Origin of the sequence: Aquiflexum sp. (assembly GCF_041749095.1) — a bacterium.
Lineage (GTDB): Bacteria > Bacteroidota > Bacteroidia > Cytophagales > Cyclobacteriaceae > Aquiflexum.
On sequence record NZ_JBGTCA010000298.1, the window covers coordinates 1 to 3417 of the forward strand.

Below are 3417 nucleotides of genomic sequence, written 5' to 3' on the forward strand. Positions count from 1 at the left end.
AAATTTGGCTTTGCCAAAAACCCACTTTTTGCACCGAATGATTCCACCATGGGACTTCCGCTATCTGAACAGACGCTTGGTGATTATCTTCAAGAAGCCTCCTACAAAACTTCAATCATTGGAAAATGGCATTTGGGAGCACACCAAACGCTACATCCCAATCAACGGGGGTTTGACGATTTCTATGGCTTTCTATCTGGTGGGCATCAGTATTTTCCTGAAAATTTAACCTTACAAGATGAGTTTGAAGTTGATTCCCAATTTGGTGCTTACAGAACAAAACTTTTAAGAAATAAAGAAAGAGTGGAGGAAAGAGAGTATCTAACTGATGCGTTTTCCAGAGAAGCTGTATCTTTTATTGAAAGAAATCATGAAGGGCCATTTTTCTTATTCTTATCCTACAATGCTCCGCATGCACCTATGCAAGCGACAGAAAAATACCTAAGTAGGTTTCCCGACATTTCAAATGAAAAAAGGAAAACCTATGCGGCAATGGTATCTGCGGTAGATGATGGTGTCGGGAAAATATTGGATTTGTTGCCAAGATTAGAGATTGAAGAAAACACGATTGTTTTTTTTCTTTCTGACAATGGTGGTCCAACGCCCAATAATGCTTCGGACAACAAACCATTAAGAGGAAAGAAGGGAGACTTCTTTGAGGGTGGGGTAAGGGTACCATTTGCTGTGCAATGGAAAGGAGTGATTCCGGAAGGAGCCACCTACGAATATCCGATTATTTCACTTGATATTTTTGGAACTGTAGCAGGTCTGATTGGAATAAAAACCAAGAACGAATTGGATGGAGTCAATTTGATTCCATACCTGACAGGTGAAAATCAGAATGCACCACATGAAGCCCTGTATTGGAGGAATTTCAGTGTTGAAAGATTTGCAATTCGAACACTTCATGACAAAATGATTACTGATCCTAAACAGCAATTCTTGTTTGATATAAAGAATGACATTTCTGAAAAAAGAAATCTTGCAAGCGACAATATGAATCAGATGAATGGTTTGACAGATAAAATCAATGCATGGGAAAGTATGTTGAAAGACCCTCTTTTTATGGGGTTGTTGGAAGATGAAGCTTATTCCAAGCTTCACCCTGATCGGTATGGGAAAAAATCAAATGATTAAATCATTACAGTTACACTATTCATTAATGAAGACTAAAAATTTTATATTTCATACCATGCTTTTCTTATTCTTGGCATTCAATGCCGAGGCAAAGGATTATTATTTCCACCCAAAAATGGGGAATGATAGCGCTAATGGAAACTCGATTAAATCACCTTTCAAATCATTGGTGAAAATAAGTGACTTGGCCCTCGAACCTGGAGATAGAATCCTTTTAGCTGCGGGGCAAGTTTTCCAAGAAACTTTATTCCTTGATCATGTTCAAGGGAGTTTTAAAAAACCTATCCTGGTTGATTCTTACCAAAATAACGGTGCTGATACCAAAGGAAAATCCATAATAGATGCTACGGGTCTTCTCAATGGCCTTTTGATCACCAACTCTAACCATATCATCATCAAGAACCTAGAAATCACAGCCAATGGACCTGTTGATGATTCAGGTGATGGAGAGATGCGGGTCGGTGTTTTGGTCTTCGGAAAAGGAAATGAGAGGATTACAGATATTCATTTAGAGGAACTCCACATTCATGATGTTTTCTATGAAAAAGAAGGAATTGGAAGGTCGGAAGCTGAAGTAAAATCAGCTAATGGAACCCAAAAATATGGATGGGGAATCCGTCTGATAGCAAACGGAAATGCCGAGATTGAAAATGTCTGGATTAAAAACTCTTTAATAGAAAACGTAAGCCATACAGGAATCAAACTCACTGGTACACAAAGACAAAGTATCAGAAATGTTCGCATTCTGGATAATAAAGTTTACCGGACAGGTGGTCCGGGAATTCAGATGTCCGGGGTGAAATTTATACATGTCAAAGGTAATGAAGTCAGCCACTCAGGTAGCACTGATGATTCCCGCAAGTGGGGCAGAGGTTCAGGTCTTTGGACTTGGTCAGCGTCCCATGTGATGATCGAGCATAATAGTTTTATGCATGCCAATGGCCCTGGAGATTCAGCAGGCGCTCATATAGATTATAATTGTGACAATGTAATACTTCAATATAACTTCAGTGCTCAGAATGCAGGTGGTTTCTGCGAAATTTTAGGAAATAACTACAATTGTGCTTATCGCTACAATATCAGTGTAAATGACGGTCTCAGAGTCAAAGGTCAAAATGGAGCATTTCAAGAAGGAAAAATCTTCTGGCTAAGTGGTTTTCAAGGAAATAAGGAGCGAAAAGGACCAGTAAATTCCTATTTCTATAACAATACTATTTATGTGAAAGCTGATCAGGTTTCCAAAATTGCCATTGACAATAGATCAAAAGGAATTTTGATAGCTAATAATATCTTTCACTTAGAAGGAGCTTCAGAAATGGTAGCTGGAGATCAGTATAAGCCTGATGACGAAAATTCTTCTGAAATGGAGAGAATTTTCTTTGAAAACAACCTCTTTCTGAATGAGTCCAATTGGCCATCAAAAGTCATGATTCAAGATGGTAAACCTCTATTTGGATCTGCAAATTTCAAGAACCCTGGCGGAACGAAGCCCGAAGACTACACCCCACAAAATAAAGAATTGATACAAAAAGGAATTAGTATTCCATTTCTGCCAAATGATGAATTCGGCTTGATGGATGGAATAAATATGCAAACAGACTTTTTAGGAAATCCAATATTGGGTAAGCCAAGTCTTGGTGCAATTAAATATGTTGAAATACTTTCCTCTCAGGTGAAGTATCAGAATTTTCAGCCTGGAGAAGTTTGGGAAGATGATCAAGACACGCACATCAATGCCCACGGAGGAGGGTTTTTGATCCATGAAGATACTTATTATTGGTTTGGTGAACACAAAATAAAAGGGCCAGAAGGCAACAAAGCACAAGTTGGAGTGGGAGTATATTCCTCAAAAGACCTTACCAACTGGAAAAATGAAGGAATTGCCCTTGAAGTACATGATGATCCAAATTCCCTTTTGGTAAAGGGATGTGTCATAGAACGCCCCAAGGTGATTTACAATGAAAAAACCAAGAAATTTGTAATGTGGTTTCACCATGAGCTCAAAGACAGAGGCTATGAAGCTGCAATGACCGGTTTGGCAGTCAGTGATCAGGTATCCGGCCCATATACCTATATCAAAAGCGTCAACCCACATGCAGGTATTTGGCCTTCAAATTATCCGGACAGTTTAAAGTCCAAACCTATTGACCTTGACAAATATGAAAGACCATCTCCTGAATGGAAAGAAGCCGTTGTAAATGGTGTCTTTTTGAGAAGAGATTTTGAAAAAGGGCAAATGGCCAGGGATATGACACTCTTTGTGGATGATGACGGGAAAGC

Annotated in this window: 2 protein-coding genes; both read left to right on the forward strand. The window is 39.0% G+C overall.

The features are described 5' to 3' along the window. On the forward strand, window positions 1-1137 hold a 1137-nt coding region (locus tag ACEW8O_RS13840; RefSeq protein ID WP_373495218.1), incomplete at its 5' end, for a sulfatase-like hydrolase/transferase. Window positions 1138-1192: 55 nt separating this feature from the next. Continuing rightward, window positions 1193-3417: right-handed parallel beta-helix repeat-containing protein (locus ACEW8O_RS13845; protein ID WP_373495219.1), on the forward strand; the 2225-nt coding region annotated here is incomplete at its 3' end.